The organism is Caballeronia arationis (assembly GCF_001544975.2).
Lineage (GTDB): Bacteria > Pseudomonadota > Gammaproteobacteria > Burkholderiales > Burkholderiaceae > Caballeronia > Caballeronia arationis.
Map to the genome: position 1 here is coordinate 1 of NZ_FCOG02000130.1, position 15,761 is coordinate 15,761.

General features: G+C 58.8%; 15 protein-coding genes and 1 pseudogene. 9 read left to right on the top strand and 7 right to left on the bottom strand.

What is annotated here, in order from left to right; all coding sequences use genetic code 11:
- Positions 1-378: AMP-binding enzyme (locus AWB81_RS34725; protein ID WP_445344346.1), on the top strand; the 378-nt coding region annotated here is incomplete at its 5' end.
- A gap of 135 nt (positions 379-513) precedes the next feature.
- Entirely contained in the window at positions 514-1,881 is a 1,368-nt protein-coding gene (locus AWB81_RS34730) for an MFS transporter (protein ID WP_062642099.1), read from the top strand.
- Between the two features lie 872 nt (positions 1,882-2,753).
- Here the strand turns inward: AWB81_RS34730 and AWB81_RS34735 are convergent.
- Positions 2,754-3,020, bottom strand: coding sequence for a DUF1488 family protein (locus AWB81_RS34735; protein ID WP_062642101.1), 267 nt, complete (start codon positions 3,018-3,020; stop codon positions 2,754-2,756).
- Between the two features lie 76 nt (positions 3,021-3,096).
- The gene (locus AWB81_RS34740) at positions 3,097-4,314 is read right to left on the bottom strand and encodes a tyrosine-type recombinase/integrase (protein ID WP_062642104.1); all 1,218 of its coding nucleotides are present in this window, start codon (positions 4,312-4,314) and stop codon (positions 3,097-3,099) included.
- Positions 4,315-4,612: 298 nt separating this feature from the next.
- Between AWB81_RS34740 and AWB81_RS34745 the strand changes: the two genes are divergently transcribed.
- The 5 genes and pseudogenes from AWB81_RS34745 to AWB81_RS34765 all read left to right on the top strand — a co-directional run.
- Entirely contained in the window at positions 4,613-4,825 is a 213-nt protein-coding gene (locus AWB81_RS34745; RefSeq protein ID WP_062642107.1) for an antitoxin MazE family protein, read from the top strand.
- Positions 4,822-5,145: a type II toxin-antitoxin system PemK/MazF family toxin gene (locus AWB81_RS34750; RefSeq protein WP_062642108.1), complete on the top strand. Its 324-nt coding sequence runs from the start codon at positions 4,822-4,824 to the stop codon at positions 5,143-5,145. The genes AWB81_RS34745 and AWB81_RS34750 overlap by 4 nt, the downstream gene beginning before the upstream one ends.
- 505 nt (positions 5,146-5,650) lie before the next feature.
- On the top strand, positions 5,651-6,160 hold the full coding sequence (locus AWB81_RS34755; protein ID WP_144444255.1) for a phage integrase family protein: 510 nt from the start codon (positions 5,651-5,653) through the stop codon (positions 6,158-6,160).
- Positions 6,161-6,198: 38 nt separating this feature from the next.
- Positions 6,199-6,462: a hypothetical protein gene (locus AWB81_RS34760; RefSeq protein WP_062642111.1), complete on the top strand. Its 264-nt coding sequence runs from the start codon at positions 6,199-6,201 to the stop codon at positions 6,460-6,462.
- Positions 6,463-6,980: 518 nt separating this feature from the next.
- Positions 6,981-7,190 (top strand): annotated as a pseudogene (locus AWB81_RS34765) (glycogen/starch/alpha-glucan phosphorylase); the annotation flags it as partial.
- Positions 7,191-7,493: 303 nt separating this feature from the next.
- Here the strand turns inward: AWB81_RS34765 and AWB81_RS34770 are convergent.
- Positions 7,494-9,080 (bottom strand): inorganic phosphate transporter, encoded by a 1,587-nt coding sequence (locus tag AWB81_RS34770; protein ID WP_062642115.1) that lies wholly within the window; start codon positions 9,078-9,080, stop codon positions 7,494-7,496.
- A 633-nt stretch (positions 9,081-9,713) separates the two neighbouring features.
- On the opposite strand from AWB81_RS34770, the gene AWB81_RS34775 reads away from it, so the two are divergent.
- Positions 9,714-9,989 carry a hypothetical protein gene (locus tag AWB81_RS34775; RefSeq protein ID WP_087135398.1) on the top strand — a complete coding sequence of 92 codons (276 nt, stop codon included), beginning with the start codon at positions 9,714-9,716 and terminating at the stop codon, positions 9,987-9,989.
- 114 nt (positions 9,990-10,103) lie between these two features.
- On the opposite strand, the gene AWB81_RS34780 is transcribed toward AWB81_RS34775, so the two are convergent.
- Positions 10,104-10,472 (bottom strand): NUDIX hydrolase, encoded by a 369-nt coding sequence (locus tag AWB81_RS34780; RefSeq protein ID WP_062642116.1) that lies wholly within the window; start codon positions 10,470-10,472, stop codon positions 10,104-10,106.
- A gap of 248 nt (positions 10,473-10,720) precedes the next feature.
- Between AWB81_RS34780 and AWB81_RS34785 the strand changes: the two genes are divergently transcribed.
- Positions 10,721-11,632 carry a CHAD domain-containing protein gene (locus AWB81_RS34785; RefSeq protein ID WP_062642122.1) on the top strand — a complete coding sequence of 304 codons (912 nt, stop codon included), beginning with the start codon at positions 10,721-10,723 and terminating at the stop codon, positions 11,630-11,632.
- Positions 11,633-11,923: 291 nt separating this feature from the next.
- Here AWB81_RS34785 and AWB81_RS34790 read toward each other — a convergent pair whose 3' ends face one another.
- The 3 genes from AWB81_RS34790 to corA form a co-directional block, all read right to left on the bottom strand.
- Positions 11,924-12,403, bottom strand: a complete 480-nt coding sequence (locus tag AWB81_RS34790) for a flavin reductase family protein (RefSeq protein WP_200822600.1) — start codon at positions 12,401-12,403, stop codon at positions 11,924-11,926.
- A 694-nt stretch (positions 12,404-13,097) separates the two neighbouring features.
- Complete coding sequence (locus tag AWB81_RS34795) at positions 13,098-13,682, bottom strand: hypothetical protein (RefSeq protein ID WP_062642118.1); 585 nt, start codon at positions 13,680-13,682, stop codon at positions 13,098-13,100.
- A gap of 198 nt (positions 13,683-13,880) precedes the next feature.
- Positions 13,881-14,858, bottom strand: a complete 978-nt coding sequence (gene corA, locus AWB81_RS34800) for a magnesium/cobalt transporter CorA (RefSeq protein ID WP_062642120.1) — start codon at positions 14,856-14,858, stop codon at positions 13,881-13,883.
- Positions 14,859-15,761: the final 903 nt, after the last annotated feature.

The following is a 15,761-nucleotide window of genomic DNA, read 5'->3' on the forward strand; positions in this document are numbered from 1 at the left end:
GCGACCATCGATTCCGATGGCTTTATGCAAATCACTGATCGCAGCAAAGACGTAATCAAGTCGGGTGGCGAATGGATCGGCTCCATCGACCTGGAGAATATCGCGATGGCGCACCCGTCGGTTTCTCAGGCAGCGTGCATTGCCGCGAAACACTCGAAGTGGGACGAGCGTCCATTGCTCATCGTCGTCACGAAACGGCAAGCGGATTTGACGCGAGAAGAACTACTCGCTTTTTATGAAGGCAAGATCGCGAAATGGTGGACGCCCGATGATGTGATCTTCGTCGACGCAATCCCATTGGGCGCTACGGGCAAGGTCCAGAAAAACCGTCTGCGGGACCAGTTTGGCGATCATCTGATGGCCAGGGCGACGAACTGAGCGTTGTCTGGAACCGATCCGGTCGTGTCGATGAGCCCGACGGGCAAAACGTAAGCGCGCGACTCAACCTGCCGCACCATCACCAGAAGGAAGCCCATGGCCACGTTACAGCCCCAGATTGGCACGGTCCCCCTCATGAATGCCGATACCGGCCTGCCGCTTCCGCAGCGCTTCTGGGCGATCGTCTTCGTCTCACTGGGCACCATACTCGCCGTGCTCGACGGCGCGATCGCCAACGTCGCGTTGCCGACCATCGCGCGCGACCTGCATGCATCCGACGCCGCGTCGATCTGGATCGTCAACGCATATCAGATCGCCATCACGATCACGCTGCTGCCGCTCGCGTCGCTTGGCGATCGCGTCGGCTACCGACGCATCTACATTGCCGGCCTCGCGCTGTTCACCGTCGCGTCGCTCGGCTGCGCACTCGCCAGCTCGCTGCCGACGCTCGCAGCGATGCGCGTGATCCAGGGGTTCGGGGCATCGGGCATTATGAGTGTCACCGCGGCGCTCGTTCGGACAATCTATCCGTCATCGATGCTTGGCCGGGGCGTGTCGGTCAATGCGATGGTGGTCGCACTGTCGTTTGCGATCGGGCCAACGGTCGCGTCCGCAGTGCTGTCGGTCGCATCATGGCCGTGGCTTTTCGCGATCAACGTACCGATCGGCGTCGCCGCGGTGCTCGGCGGCCTGCGCGCGCTGCCCGCCAATCCGCTGCACGACGCGCCGTACGATGTCTTGAGCGCGCTGATGAATGCATGTGTGTTCGGGTTGCTGATCATGGCCGCGGACGGGCTCGGCTACGGTGAGCGCGGCGCGTTCATCGTTGCGGAATTGACGATAGCGTCCGTCGTTGGCTATTTCTTCGTGAAACGCCAGCTATCGCAACCGGCGCCGCTCCTGCCCGTCGACCTGATGCGCATCCCCCTCTTCACGCTGTCGATTTGCACGTCGATCGCGTCGTTCACGTCGCAGATGCTCGCGTTCGTCGCACTGCCGTTTTGGCTCCAAAATGTACTCGGCTTCTCGCAGGTGCAGACGGGCCTCTACATGACGCCTTGGCCTCTCGTGATCGTGGTCGCCGCGCCGCTGGCCGGCGCACTGTCCGACCGCTACTCGGCCGGCGCACTTGGCGGCATCGGGCTCGCATTGTTCGCGGGCGGACTGCTGTCGCTTGCGACGATCGGCGCGCACCCGGGCACGGTTGACATCGTCTGGCGCATGGCGCTGTGCGGTGCCGGCTTTGGCCTGTTCATGGCGCCGAACAACCGCGCAATACTGTTGTCGGCGCCGCGCAAGCGCAGCGGGAGCGCGGGCGGCATGCTCAGCACCGCGCGGCTGACCGGGCAGACGCTCGGCACGGCGCTCGTCGCGCTGATCTTTGGCGTCGCACCTGAGCACGGGCCGACGATCGCGCTCTATGTCGCCGCCGCGTCCGCGGCGGCCGCGGCCATTGTCAGCACGCTGCGCATCGCGGCCCCGCACCTGAACGCGTCGGTCTAACCGCATCACCTGCAGCATCCAGCGTGTCGAGTGCGTCCGGCACGGAGTCGGCGCGCGCCGTCTTTACGCGCGCGCCGAAACGGCCGGAGAGGGTTGCGATCACTACCGTTTCCTCACGGGCGGAGTTGCTCACGGCCCATACCGACCGCACAAATGTTGATGGGCCAAATCGGTGCCAAGGCCAATGAACGAGTCTCTCGGCTTCGACGAGTGAATGGCCGGTTACGGGGGCGGAGCCGGCGCTCGAACGTCCGACCGACGATGCAGGTGAACGACGACTCCTGGCCGCGTGCAGCCCGATGCGCTTGGCATACGTCGGCCGCAATATTCCTTGAACACCGTCGGCGGCCGTGCGTCGAAGTCCGCATCTCAAGGGCGAAGTGACGACTTTATTTCGCGTCAGGCAAACCCATGCTGAGTAAGGCTCGCCCCGCTATCGGGCGCTCCGAAGTCCCGAGTTGACGAATTTATAGTCGCAATGTTGACATCTTTAATGCGTTCTACGCAGCGACGGTCGCTAAACTTCGCGAACTGCCGTGCGGTTACTACGGAATCACGGGCGGTTCGGGGCCGGTGGGTTTGCGCGCTCGCTTCCGCGAGAGAAGGCAACTAACCGTCCGCGAGCTCTTACTCTTGTACATTGAATCGTCCCGTGTATAGCTAATCGCGGCGACGAGCGGTACAGCAAAGTTAAACACGCGGATTCGGCGCGGGCGACAACGGTTCGCGCAGTCCTGCACCCAGCCGAGAAGCAAACCTTGACGGCGCCTACTGGACCTAGGCGCATGATCGGGCATCGTTGCAGCCGTTGAGCTGACCGGCAAATCGTTCGGCGTGAGCCCTATCCAAACCCACGCCGTACCCGAGAGATCTCACGTACGTCGCGCAAAATCCGACGGCGTCAACTCGACGTTCGCTGATGGATGGGCGAGCGCCTTGCGTGCGGCGAGCGCGGCGATTCGCTGGTAGCCATCGCCGAAGCATTTGAGAATACGAGCGTCGCTTGCGCCCGGTTCAAGCCAGAAATATGCTTCGAGTGCCTCGAGGGTGACCACGCACTCGACTGTGCCGTTCGCTCGTACGAGGTCGAACGCGACACCGCGGCGATTTGCGAGGATGCGAGGTGCTGCCGCTGCCATAAATAAACTATGCAAATTAAGTGAGGCAAGTGCTCGAACACTGGCCCGAGGAATAGAACGCGAGACCGATGCGTTGCTACCAGTCGATACGGTGCTTGTCTTCCGTTTCCCGATGCCGCCGGTCGTCGTCGATATGCAGGTACAGGCTGGTCGTGGTCAGCGAAGCATGACCCAGATTGTCACGAACGAGCCGAAGATCAACCTTTTGATCTGCCATGTGAGAGCCGGCGCTGTGGCGCAGCCAGTGGGCCGATGCTTTCTCCAATAAGTCTGCACGCGCCGAAGCGCCATCTCGCTCGCGCAGTCGCGCAGCCGCCTTCGCAAAAACATCCTTGACGATCGCGTGCAGTCCGGCGCGCGTCAGCGGCCCGCATGCCTGCGCCCGGTCATTGGCTGCGGTTGCGCCAATCGGCAAAACCAGCGGCGTCTCTTCGTTGGGCGAGGGCAGTGCGCTCAGGCCCAGTTGCTGGCGGTAGCGCGAAAGCTCCATCATCATCTCCCGAGTCGCGGGCACCAGTCGCTCCTTCCCGCCTTTGCCGTGAACGGTCAGCCACCAGCGAAGGGCGCCATCGGCGTCGCGTCGCACGAAAAACTGGCCCATGGTGTTCGCGCCAACTTCAGCAATACGCAACCCGCCCAGATACAGCAGCGTGAACAGCCACCGCACCCGGTAGGCATGCGCACGCGCGCGATCGGTGTCGCGCGGCAGCGTAGCGATGGTGTCCTTGACTTCCTGCCAGAGGGCCGGCTCGAGATAGCGGGTGATGCGAGGAGCGGCTTGTTTCGTGCGCTGCCGAGAGAGCGAAAGCGGGTTGCCGGCCAAATACCCCGCCTGCACCAGCCACGCAAACAACGCATTGAGAATGACGATCGCCTGACGCTGACTCGCGGGCGACAACGGCCCATAGAAAGGCCGCCACCGTGCATCGTGGCGAGGGTGCTTGCGACCACCGCCGGCGACCCAAGTCGCGGTGGGTTGCGGATCGGCCAGGAATTGCTGGTAACGCAGACAATCTTCGTGGGTGAGTGACGAGAGCGGCTTGTCGAGCATCACAAGCGACCAGAGCAGCAAGCGCTCGGCCTCTTTGCGATAACTCTCGAAGGTGGTCTTGGTGTCGTGAAAGCGCGAGAGCCACGCGCGAATCGCATCGAGATCATGGTTGGCCGCGATCTGCGCACGACCGTCCGTCGCGCGATTCGCCCCGACACTACCGTCGAGCGTCGACGGAATCACGAGGGATTCGAGGGGCGCGGGTTGGAGTGCAACGGATGTCGGTGGCGGAAGAGCGGGCATTGAGTGTCACGCGGTTTTGAGGTCGGTACGATACAGATAAGTCAACATTATAGCATTAATGTCAAATTTCAGCACGGCAAAGGGGACATAGAATCTGTTCCAGACGCAGCGGCCGCAGCATTCACCTTGGCCAGGGCGCGAGAACACAGCGCGAGCGGTTCTTGCTCGCTGCGAGTGAAATTAGGCAGGCGGCGGCGAAAATAGCTCGGCGCGACGGATGAACGCGCGCTTGGCACGGGCAGCGTTACATGCAGCGCAAGAAGGGGTATGATGTTACATGTAACTATCGGAGATCAGGATGGCCGCGAGTTTGATCGAACGTGTGCGGGCGCACCGCGGCGCGCTGCGCGCAGCCGGCTTGCGCCCGCTGCAAATCTGGGTGCCGGATACCCGCCGGGCCGGCTTTGCCGACGAGTGTCGACGCCAGTCTCAGCAACTGCGCGATGATCCGCACGAAGTGGATACACTTGACTTTTGGGAGGCAGCCGCCGATCGCGAGGGTTGGGAATGAGGCGGGGCGATCTCGTCACGATTGCGCTGCAAGGCGACTACGGCAAACCGCGGCCGGCACTGATCATCCAATCCGATCTATTCGACGCCCACCCATCGGTGACGATTCTGCCGGTGACCAGTGAACTGCGCGCGACGCCGCTGTTTCGCATCGCGCTCGAACCGAGCGCTATTAACCAGTTGTCGAAGCCTTCACAAATAATGGTCGACAAGGCACAAACGGTCGCGCGCGAGAAGATCGGCGCAGCGTTTGGCCGGCTGGAAGACGAGACGATGGTAGCGGTCACCCGAGCGCTGGCCGTTTTCATCGGCATTGCTTGAGCGCAGGGCCAGCTCGCGCGGTTATGCGTGGCGCGCCCTTTGTTTTGAACGTCTGCCGTCGAGTGCATCGTCGCTGATCGGCGAGATGCCGACCGGGACGTATTCGCTCCTGAAGTGCGGCGGTGATGGCGGCTTAGGAAGGGATGATTGAGAGGGCGTCAGGCGTTCGCCGGTGCCGGGCGGAATGTCATGCCGTGACGTTCCCCAGGAGCGGACGAATCTGGGTTGATTCGACACCTGAATGAGCTCACCGTCAGCCCCTGAGAAACTCAGCGTGATCGAATCATGGCCAATCAACCGCAACGATTAACCTTGCCGCCGCCGCGCGCCTGCACGCGCATGGATTTCACCGCGTTGCGCGCGTTCGTCCAACAGATTCCTGCAGCGACCATCGTGCGCCTGTATTACGAACCAGAATTCTCCCCGCACGCAGCGACGCCCGATACGATAGAGCGCTATCTGCGCACCATGCGACGACCTGCTGACGCTGGCGCTGCGCCGAGGGTTGGCCGCGGTCGCCGATCACCTGAAGGGCGTCGAACGAGCAGCACGGCAGCGCGAAACTCAACCGCGGTTACCTTTGCGCATGGTCGAACAGGCCTCGACGTTGGCGGCGGCCGTGCCGTCAGGCGCTCACCCTGTGCACCTGTGGTTTCGGCCGTTGATCGCGCAGCGGCTGACGAGGGAGGGCACCGCGACCCTTGGCGCGCTGCGGGCGAAAGCGCCGGTCGCCCGGCTGCGTCAGTATGAAGCCACCCTCGGCGTGCGCCTGGACGTGGATATGGCGGACGTCGATAGTCGACACCCGATGCCGTCAAGCCAGGCCGCGGCGACCGTCGTGATCGGCGGTACTCCCTCCGAGCCGCGCCTGACGCCCTTGAGCGGCTCGCGGTGCCCGCGGCGTTGTCGGGCGCGAATGGGCCCGCGAATAGGACCCACCCCGGGTTCCAATCGAGCGACGTCGTTTTCGTTCATCCGTTCGCCGCACGATCTCGCCGCGATTCACGCGCGATGATAGGGGGGACATTAAACCCACCACCTCCGGAGAGAGAAATGCCTGAACGCTTCCACGTGCAGTTGGGCGGCGACGACGCGTCGCTTTTAAAGCTTGGCACCGATGACACCGTTCTGCTTTCGTCCGAGATTGGGCATAACAGCATTCGATACGCCGTTCTCACCACGATACGCCGCCCTGACGTCGATCGGTGGTGTGAGGTGCTGGCCACAGCGGGCCGGCCGTACAGATTTGAACGCGCTAGCGACACTGGGGATTCGGAGGAAGTGCGAATTTCCGGATCGCCGGACTGGCTTTCGTAACCGGACAGGCGAGCGATCCCTCAGAAATGTAGGTCGACGCACCGGTCTCGATGACGCGGAGGATCGGATGACGATATTTTGCTACGCCGCTGTTACTTTGGCGCTGCGTATCCGTCAAGCAGTGCTCCGTGCTTCCGTTAAGTTGGGCGCAAGAATTTTGCTCATGTCGCGACAGAACTGCATTCACGGTGTTCGAGCGACCCGTTTGCCTTGCCTAGACCGTGCGCCACGATTTTTAGGATACGGCGCAAAGCTGAGCTTGATCGGATTCTTTATAACGTCATCGTTTGGGCGTTAATCTACAAAGGCGTCTCTCGTCCGGGATGCGCTAGATCACCTCCTCTTGTTAGCCCGCTTCGGCGGGCATTTTTTCGGTAACCGCTCACCTAACCTAACAGAGCCAAAAAAACGTGCAACTCGTGAGACGGGAAGGGGACCGGCCGAGCGACCACGCGAACGCGAACGAAGAGTTGCGAGGGGTGCTGGATCTGATCACGAGTTGACAGTTCTCGCGTGCCGACGCTGGGATGTTCCGGCCGATGGTCGACAATCTCCTGTACGCCGACCCTTGTCTCGTTCTCGCCGATTACACCGCTTACGTGACGCGTCAGAAAGACGTAAACGTAGCGTGGCGGGACTCGCGACGCTGGACGCGCAGGTCGATCCTGAACACGGCGTACGCGGGTAAGTTCTCGTTCGACCGGACTATCGCCGAATACGCCCAATAGATCTGGGACATTAGCCCTTTGAGAATCGTCCTTGACCGTCAACTCTGAACGGTGGGCTCACATCCGGCTTGCCTTGCGGTACTGCCGGAACAGGAGCGTGTGAGTTCAAACGATTAAACGATTACCGCGATGACAATCGCGGTAATCGCTTCGAATGCATTTCAGGTGTCGGCTCGAACTTCACCCCATAGATGTCACCAAACACTGTCGGTGCCACGAATAGCGCAGAGCACGTGGTCGGCACGCGCGGCCTGCCGAAAGTCTTCGGCGGCATTTGGTCCACAGCCCGCGAAGCGCCCTCAACTAGAAGACGGACCTGAAAATCCAATAGAGGCCGGCCGCGAGTGCGATCGATGCGGGCAAGGTCAGAACCCACGCCAGTAGGAGACTTCGCACGGTGCTCCATTGGAGCCCGGAGCCGTTCGCTGCCATCGTGCCCGCCACCCCAGAAGACAGAACGTGGGTGGTAGAAACCGGCAGGCCGTACATATCGGCCGCACCGATCGTGACCATCGCCACCAATTCGGCCGAGGCGCCTTGCCCGTAGGTCAGATGCTGCTTGCCGATACGTTCTCCAACGGTCACGACGATGCGCTTCCATCCCACCATGGTGCCGAGACCGAGCGCAATCGCAACAGCCACCTTCACCCATGTAGGAATGAACTTGGTCGCGTTATCCAGTTGCCTTTTATAGTTATCGATAATGGCGCGATCGTCAGCGGAGAATACAGGCTGCTTTGCTTTCTCCATCAAGCGGATGGCTTCGGAGACCAGATACATGTCGTTGCGCACATTGTCGACGCTATCAGGCGGGACCGTCGCGAACGACCCGTAGCTTCCAACCTCCTGAGCGATGCGATCCGTCAATTGTCGGACGGCAGGCAACGTGGCCGCCGCAAGCTGGCGCGTGCGCACATAGGCTTCGGTATCGGCGCGTGGATCGGCAGAGGGCGCGGCGCCGTTAGCATACTTCGCGAGGCTGGCCGACGCATCATGCGCCACTGCAACGAAGGTCTGGGTCTGCGTCGAGTTGACGGCCTTATTCAGCGCGTAAGCCGTTGGCACCGTGCCGATTAGGATGAGCATGATGAGACCCATGCCCTTTTGCCCATCGTTTGATCCGTGAGCAAACGAGACGCCAGTGCAGGTCAGAATGAGCAGCGCGCGAATCCAGAAGGGAGGTGGACGGTTGTTCTCAGGTGCCGCGTAGAGTGCCGGGACCCGGACGAGTGCCTTGAGCAGAAGCAGCAAGAGCGCAGCGGCGATAAATCCAACCAGCGGCGACAGAAGCAGCGATTTGCCGACGCCCATCGCTTGCGACCAGTCGACGCCGCTCGTTCCAGACGGCCCGCGCATCAACTGATTCATCAAACCCACACCGATGATTGAGCCGATCAGCGTATGGGAACTCGAGGATGGAAGGCCGAAATACCATGTCGCCAGGTTCCAGATGATCGCGGCAATCAAAAGAGCGAACACCATTGCAAATCCAGCTTTGCTCCCCACTTGCAGGATTAGTTCGACTGGAAGCAGTTGCAGGATGCCGAACGCAACTGCGCCGCTCGACAGAAGCACACCGATAAAATTCCATGCACCCGACCAGACGACAGCAAAATTCGGTGTAAGTGAGTGCGTGTATATGACAGTCGCCACGGCATTGGCCGTGTCGTGGAATCCATTCACGAACTCGAAACCCAGCGCGATGAGCAACGCGATCGCGAGCAGCACATAGGGGAGTGTTGACCCTAATTGAACGGACTTCAGGTCGGACAGCAAGTGCGTCGCGACGTATCCAACTCCGCCTGCGATCACAACCAGGAAAACTGCGAGACCAATCTTCCGGGTTTGCGGATTGACGGCTTTCGGACCCGGTAAAGTGCTCGTTTGCATTTCGCAATACCGTCTGGTTTGAACGAAGCAAGCTTAGGCGATCGGCGTCCGGACCTCTATGAAGAATATGTTGCAGAAAGGTATGAAGTAAGACTATGGGCGTTTGAGATACGAGATTGAATTGATGGAACTGGTGCGAGCGCTCGCTGCGTCAATATCTCGACGTTTTGTGCCGGACAGGCGCCGAGGACGCGCATCGTCGCAAGGACCCAAAAAGAGGAAACCGCGCGCGAGGCTTCCGGCCGCACACAGTCTTCGGTACTCACTACTGCCGCTATTTCAGAATTCAGACTGGCCGACGACGTTACCACCTTGTTTTCGCTGCTCGCTAAACTACGGCTGCGATTCAGCGCTGACCTCGAATCAACCGACCGCGACAGGTCTTGCTCGGGTAAAAATCGCGGCCGTAAACTTCAACGGTCCGACGCAGCGGAATTTGTCTGCTTTGTCCACTCGTTGAACCCATTCCGCCCCGCCCCCTTGGGTACGCCGACGCGAGCGTTGATACGCGCTTCGAAGATGCCCTCGCGCGCCGCCTATCACCACCGATTGCGAGTGTCCGCGCGACGCCTGTGCATGCTCGCCGCATCAACGCAACGGCAGCACAAAAAATTTTCCTTCTGGAGTTCGACGATGAAGCATTCCCCTGTGGAAATCAAACCGGATCTGCAACTTTCGCAGCCTGCTGTAGTGGATGGCGAAATCCATTTCTCAGCGTTTGGACCCGGTTGGGGCTTTTGCTCTTACATTTTGCCCGCTGGCCTAGCCATGCAGGGCCTTGGCGCAAAGGATCTTTCGACATCGAAACTCTATCTTGCGTTTCAACTCAATCGTCAACGCATCGCTGCGGCAGTAGCGGAAGTCTGTATCCAGGATCGCGGTCGGCGCAAAGTGCTTTCAAACATCTAGGCTTTTGACTCCGTCCCGCGTTTAGGCACCAGCATCGATTGCCGGAACGGCACCGAATGCAGGCTTTGTGCTCCCATAAACTCGACGACGCATGCTTCCCTAAACCTGGACCCGCTACTTTTTACGACGTTGGCCCGTGAGCTTCACGATGTCGGTCGTCGGGGCACTGGTCAAGAGGCGAGGAATGTCCTCAACGTGGACCCAACGGCATTTGGAGATCTCGTTGCTTGGGCGAGCTTTGGCGCGGCTCGAGATTTCACAGGAGAATACGTGATGGTGCTTCTGTTTGCCACGAAAGGCGAAGAGATACTTCGCTGACTTCCCGGAAAGTCGCGTCTCTTCCTTGAGTTCCCGAAGTGCGGCGTCCGAGAGATGTTCTCCGCGTTTCAGAATTCCGCCCGGCAATGCCCACTTCGACTGACTCCGTGCGACCAGCAGAATTCGCTTACCTCTGCGGCAGATGACGGTGGCGCGTTTCTTCAAACTGAGCTCCCACTTATCTTTTAGATATTTTCGAGGCGCACTCGAAGCGCCAACGAATCGGGCAGTGCTTGTTATAGCCGAGCATCCTAATACAGAACCGCAGACGCTCGGCGACGGCTCAATCTGATTGCTGTTTACACGCAACAACCTGAAAAGCGTTTCATCAAATCGTCGCAGGGATTGGGTTCCAGAATATCGCCGCGGTAAGGTCGAGGAAAAACGTATTTTGCTAACTTGAGGCTTCAATGGTGGATATGGATGCTGACTGGCCCTTACCGCGGCCAATCAATCTTTTCAAGGATGGCCGGCGCGCGGCCGTTTCCCCACTCTTAGGATCAGGTTCGGTCGCAAGCACCTTCTCATCTCTAGCGACGCCTGTGGTCGCCGAGGCAGTGCGCCGGGCACGAGAGCTGGCGACCAATTGCGATGCTGAAGGTTTTCACCAGCTTCGCGTCGCATTCAGAAAGCTGCGCGCCTTGTACTGGGCCTATTCTCCTTATCTTGGAGAAGAGGCTACCGCGCGCGCCACCGAGGAGTTCAAGCGCCTTGCTGCCGTAGCCGGTGGAACCCGTGACTGGGACATCGCTGGCGATCTGTTGAAATCCGCGCAGAAGTCCCGCGCATCGATGGGACTGCTCGTGGCCGCTGCGCGCGAGAAGCGGGCACAGACAGTGGTGCAAAGCCAGACGATGATAAAGAGCGACGAAGTTGAGGCGTTCTTAAACGACGTCTTGCATCGCGCGCAGATGACTTTGGAGTTAAGTTGCAACGATCTTCCCATTCGGGCGTTCGCCGAGAATCGCGTTCGTCGTGCGCAGCGCGCACTGAAGAAGCGTAGCAGGTACGCCTCTCGTAACGAATCCGCCCACGAACAAGATCTTCACGATGTCCGCAAGGCTGGCAAGAAATTGAGGTATCTGCTTGAGTTTTTTCATCCCATCATCAAGGGCGGGCAGGATCGCACCATCAAAGAGTTGACCTCCGTGCAGAACAAGCTCGGCCAGTTCAACGACATCGCCGCAAGTGAGGCCCTGATTCGGCACGCGTCATTCAACAACGTCCCACCCGAAGTTGTCCAGGAGTCACTGCAATGGCTGGAAAAGCAGAAGTGCCGAAGGATGCGTGCCGCATCACGGCGTGTTCGAACCATCGCAAGCTAAGCCCGGGGCGAGCTTCAGCGGCCCGTGAAGCAGTTCCATGGACTGGTTTGGAGTGGGTTGAGGCGCGGCTGCGCGTCACGGGTGTATCGTTCTCTGTCACTGTGTGTGAAGGGGGTGTGCTCAACGTCGATATGCACGCGCCCCGTCAATCCGCCGTGAGTCTACGAGCAATCTGCAAAGTTCGATGGGCGCGACGGTCAGTGGCGCTCAACTGATGGCACAGCGCGTGTGCTGTTGTGCGACCTCTCAAAGAGTCGCCGGCACAGTACCGCCGGAGCTCACTTCGCTTAACTAAGCGCGGAACGTCTTTCCAAGCTCCTGACCTGCGAGTCTAAAATAGTGGCGGAAGTGATAGATCAGCGCCGACCACTTCTCCGGATCAATGTGTTTGCCTTCCTTCACAAAGGCTTTGTCGGCATGCACCTGGATAATCTCTACCTCCGCTGCAACGCCTCCTCCAAGCTGTTCCAGTTTCTCGCCACCCATGCGATGGATTTGACGAACTCGGGCTTCGAGGTGCATTGGGCATTCAGCCACGCGTGCTGTCTTAACGAGCTCGCTCGGCATAGACGTGAAGTCAGCCGCTTCAAACTTGTCTTTCTCGAAATGAAACTGCTTCGCTTTCAAGTCCGGTACGGGGTCTTTTCCCGTGAGCGGCGCAAACTCCTCCACCTGGCGCGAAAGGTCAGGGGACGGAATATCGACGACGCATTCTGGATGGCGAGCAAGATTTTCAGGGGTTTTAGTCTCGTCGAGAAGTCCAAGCATCATGGTCCAGCCTAGTGCCCAAATGATGAGATGGGCGCGATGTTGGTCGACTCATCCTCGTTACACGAACTGACAAGCGCTACAGGCGTTCCGAAATACAGGATCTTGGGCTCAATGGTTTGAAAGGAAGAGTCGTTCATCGTCTACTCCGTGCTCGTTGATCGATATGGCGACGTTTGGCACCCCGCTTAATCTGAGTATGCTCGAACACCAACGCCGACGTTTCACGAAGGTATGAATTATCAAAGCTGGTAGCGGGATCAGGTGCGCGTTGTGATCCGGCAACGATGACGGCCGCGCCCGCCGAAGACGAACAAAGCTCTGATGTGACGGTTCTACAAACTCGCGAGGCGAAATCCAAGTTTCGATGCAAGGGGGCCCATCCGCACCACCTAGACTAGAGGCTGTCGCCTTGCACGCATTGAATAGATTGTTGATGCGATTCACAATGGTACGGGCGTATGGGCTGACCCCTGGCGACGCTGAACATCGATGCTGCGCTTGTCTGCAGCATGCCGGTCTCAACTTCACACGTGCGTATTCCCGGCAGCGTCGGGGTAATGACCAACTACGGCCCGTGTCCGCAATGGAGTAGGGTGCGTAGCCCTCCCGAATGCGGATACTTCGCCGCCAGCGGCGAGCGCACTGGCAGCGGAACCTTAATTAGCGTTTCCCAATATGTTCCGACGCGCCAGCGTCAGGCGTTTGCGGGGCGGCCGGTTTTCACTGCTTCGAGTGCCTTGACGGCGGCGACGATTTGCTTTTCCGTCGCGGCATCAAGCATCGCGAGGGCGGCGCGCAGCAACTCAGCTTTCTTCACACGCAGGCCGTTGCTGGCGCACTTCTGCTTAAGCGATGCGATCTTCGCATATTCTGACTTCGGCATCGTGAAGCTGTCACGCGCCACTTTGTCTTTTTTTCCTCGCTTCGTCTTCGCGTTGCTACCGGTGACAGTGAGACCACCCGTCGTCTCGGTGGCTGTCTTCGACGTCGGTTGCGCGATCCGCTTGGCAGTAGCTTTCGCCTCTTGCTTCAGCTTCTTCGCGCTGGTCGGAGCTTCGGCGATGCCTTTCTTACTTGGCTTCTTTGCCGCCGGCTTCTCTGCTGCCGGCTTCCCCGTTGCTGCTTCCTTTGCTGCAGGGCGCTTCGCTGCAGCCCTCTTTGGGGTTGGCTTTTTCGCTGCCTTTGAAGCCGGCGCAGTAGCGGTCTTGTCTTTTCCGACAGCGGCCTTGGGAAAGTTAAAGGCATTCTTGGTAGATGGTTCAATTTTCGGGGTGCTCATGGATGTCTCTCTCGTTCGAAAGAAACAGTATATACGGTTTATTTGGGAACGTATTTGGATTAACTTCGAGCTTTTTCACAAGATATGCCTCGAGCTAGGATCCGTGGCGCGCCGGTGGGATAGATCCATGGCGCTCAATGCGAAGACCGCGCATGACGCCCCGACGGTATGTGATCTGCAACATCCGAAAGCGCGCATTTAAATCCATTTCACCTTGCGAAACCACCGAAATAGCAAAGTGAAGATCGCGATGATCGCCGCGATGACCGTTGGGAACCCGTACTGTGAATGCAGTTCCGGCATGTGCTCGAAGTTCATGCCATAGATGCCTGCAATCATCGTCGGCACGGCGAGTAGCGCGGGGTATGTTCCCAGGCGCTTGGTGATTTCGGTCTCGGCTAGTGCAATCATTCCGAGATTGACCTGCACGGCTGTGATAACCATCTCGCGACGTCCTTCAATCGCGCTAACGATCCGTTCGAGGTGAAAATAAACGTCCTTGAAGTACGCTGTCATGCCTTGGCAGATTCTAGGAACTCGTCCTCCCGTGAGCTTTCCGACACCCTCGAGTAGCGGCCCGATATGATGGCGTAGCACGACAAGGCGTCGTTTGAGGCGATAAAGTTCCTCGACGATCTCTCGTGCATCATTGTGCTCTTGCGTCTTGAAGATGCGGTCTTCCAATTCCTCGAGTTCGGCGGTGATTGACTCGAGAACTGTGAAGTAGCTGTCGACAATCTCGTCCATCAAAGCATACAGGACAAACGCGGATCCTTGCCTCAAAAGCGGCGGCTCGTTCTCGCATCGCTCGCGTACCTTCTTGAAATCACGGAGCGTTCGCATTCGCACCGAAAGGACATAATTCTCGCCAACAAATACGTCGACTTCCCCAAACAGCAGGCTGCCGTCGCTTTGCAGTTCAACGGTATGCATCACCGCGAACAGTGACTCTCCATATTCCTCGATCTTGGGCCATTGGTGATGTGCGCGCACGTCCTCGACAGCAAGTTCATGCAGGCCGAACTCGTCCTTCATCGCCTCCATTTCGGAGGCCTCTGGATCCTTGAGCGCAACCCACACGAAGCATTCCGGCTTTTGCGCGTAGTCGCTGATTTGCTCGACCGTAATGCCACCAAGTTTTCGGCCATCCTGATAGGCTACGCAAGCAATCAGCATGGTGTATCTCCGTTTGAAGGCGGAACTAATCGAAGAGGCGCAATCGCGAGAAAGCGGCTGGCCGGTCAGCATTCATTTTCTAGGGCATGAAGTCGGGTTTGCCTCTTCAGCGCTGAGTAAATGGACGGACTGTCAGGAGCCATTCTTCGGGCTACCGCCTACGCATCCTGCCAGCAATACCGTCGTCAAAGGATTCGTACAAGGTTCTGCTATTTCTCGGTAAATTCGTCTGTTGCTGTTAGCCGATGTTGAATTTCCATGGATTGTCATCTCGGTCTCGAACTACGAGTGCTCTCAGGTTCTCGCTGTCACGTGTCTGTAATTTGACGAGATCACTGTGGGTAAGGTGCTTTCTGTCGCTCGCCGTATGAGGTGTGGCGAAGTGTGCTGCCTTCCGACTGGGCCGGTTAGCACCTTCACGACGGGCGAACGGTGAGTTTTGCGCAATTGGATCCCATGGCGGCCGCCTGGACACCTGGTTGTCAAAATTTCGGCGTTTGCGCGCAGTCTTTCGAAGCGGTTCACCGTGGCTTCCGGCTGTATTGGAGAGCGGACATCTTCTACATAGGCACGCTTTGACACGTCAACGAAAGACGTTGTATTGATCGAAACGACCGGTCGTGATGAGAGAAATCGGTCAAAGACTGCGCCTTCGGGCCGATCATGATGAACCACGACGGGGGAACGCGCCGCTACGGCCCTATAACACACCCCAGCCATACCAATCTGAGTCCGCTGTCATCTCTGCGTTTTTTTGATCAGGTTATGCTCTTCCGAGAGTCGATGACTGAAGTAGTCGGACCTGCAAAATTGGGTTTTGTTCGTTGACGCCTCGGGGCGTTCATCAGGTGGCCTTGTACTTTTCGAACTCAGGCAGTTGTAGGAGGTGCGAGCAAGGTTCCT

Excerpts from the sequence above, each read along its gene's own strand:
- AWB81_RS34730 (WP_062642099.1), top strand. The coding sequence starts at position 514 with ATGAATGCCGATACCGGCCTGCCGCTTCCGCAGCGCTTCTGGGCGATC.
- AWB81_RS34735 (WP_062642101.1), bottom strand. The coding sequence starts at position 3,020 with ATGGCAGCGGCAGCACCTCGCATCCTCGCAAATCGCCGCGGTGTCGCG.
- AWB81_RS34740 (WP_062642104.1), bottom strand. The coding sequence starts at position 4,314 with ATGCCCGCTCTTCCGCCACCGACATCCGTTGCACTCCAACCCGCGCCC.
- AWB81_RS34745 (WP_062642107.1), top strand. The coding sequence starts at position 4,613 with ATGGCCGCGAGTTTGATCGAACGTGTGCGGGCGCACCGCGGCGCGCTG.
- AWB81_RS34750 (WP_062642108.1), top strand. The coding sequence starts at position 4,822 with ATGAGGCGGGGCGATCTCGTCACGATTGCGCTGCAAGGCGACTACGGC.
- AWB81_RS34760 (WP_062642111.1), top strand. The coding sequence starts at position 6,199 with ATGCCTGAACGCTTCCACGTGCAGTTGGGCGGCGACGACGCGTCGCTT.
- AWB81_RS34770 (WP_062642115.1), bottom strand. The coding sequence starts at position 9,080 with ATGCAAACGAGCACTTTACCGGGTCCGAAAGCCGTCAATCCGCAAACC.
- AWB81_RS34775 (WP_087135398.1), top strand. The coding sequence starts at position 9,714 with ATGAAGCATTCCCCTGTGGAAATCAAACCGGATCTGCAACTTTCGCAG.
- AWB81_RS34790 (WP_200822600.1), bottom strand. The coding sequence starts at position 12,403 with ATGATGCTTGGACTTCTCGACGAGACTAAAACCCCTGAAAATCTTGCT.
- AWB81_RS34795 (WP_062642118.1), bottom strand. The coding sequence starts at position 13,682 with ATGAGCACCCCGAAAATTGAACCATCTACCAAGAATGCCTTTAACTTT.
- corA (WP_062642120.1), bottom strand. The coding sequence starts at position 14,858 with ATGCTGATTGCTTGCGTAGCCTATCAGGATGGCCGAAAACTTGGTGGC.